Source organism: Streptomyces hazeniae (assembly GCF_031845485.1).
Taxonomy (GTDB): Bacteria; Actinomycetota; Actinomycetes; order Streptomycetales; family Streptomycetaceae; genus Streptomyces; species Streptomyces hazeniae.
In genome coordinates this window covers 1-567 of the sequence record NZ_JAVREQ010000100.1, presented here as the reverse complement: position 1 = coordinate 567, position 567 = coordinate 1, and the positions used below count along the sequence as shown (strand labels likewise).

Below are 567 nucleotides of genomic sequence, written 5' to 3'. Positions count from 1 at the left end.
CTCGTAGACCGTCTCGATCCGGTCCTCCAGCTCGTCGGCGAGCTTGTGGCCGCCGAGCGCGAAGAACTACACGCCGTAGTCCGGCATCGCGTTGTGGCTGGCGGAGAGCATCACGCCGATGTCCGCGCCGAGCGAGCCGGTGAGGTACGCCACGGCCGGCGTCGGCAGCACGCCCACGCGCAGGACGTCCACGCCCGCGCTGGCAAGACCGGCCACCACGGCGGCTTCCAGGAACTCTCCGGACGCCCGGGGGTCACGGCCGACCACAGCCGTCGGGCGATGCCCCTCGAAGGTGCCCGCCTCGGCGAGTACGTGCGCCGCCGCGACCGAGAGCCCGAGCGCGAGCTCGGCCGTCCGATCCGCGTTGGCGACACCGCGCACTCCGTCCGTACCGAAGAGTCGTCCCACTGGTGTCCTCCGAGGTGCTCCGAAACCACAAAAAAACAAACCAAAGCAAAGCAAGGCGAAACTAAACAACCACAACAACGAAAACAGCAAAACCGCCAGGCGGACGGCATGGGCGGACGGCACGGCTCGCCCGGCACACGCGCGAGGGGTGAGCTGTGT

1 pseudogene is annotated in these 567 nt (G+C 68.4%); it reads right to left on the bottom strand.

The features are described 5' to 3' along the window. Positions 1 to 408: pseudogene (locus RM572_RS28785) on the bottom strand (phosphoglucosamine mutase); the annotation flags it as partial. Positions 409 to 567: the final 159 nt, after the last annotated feature.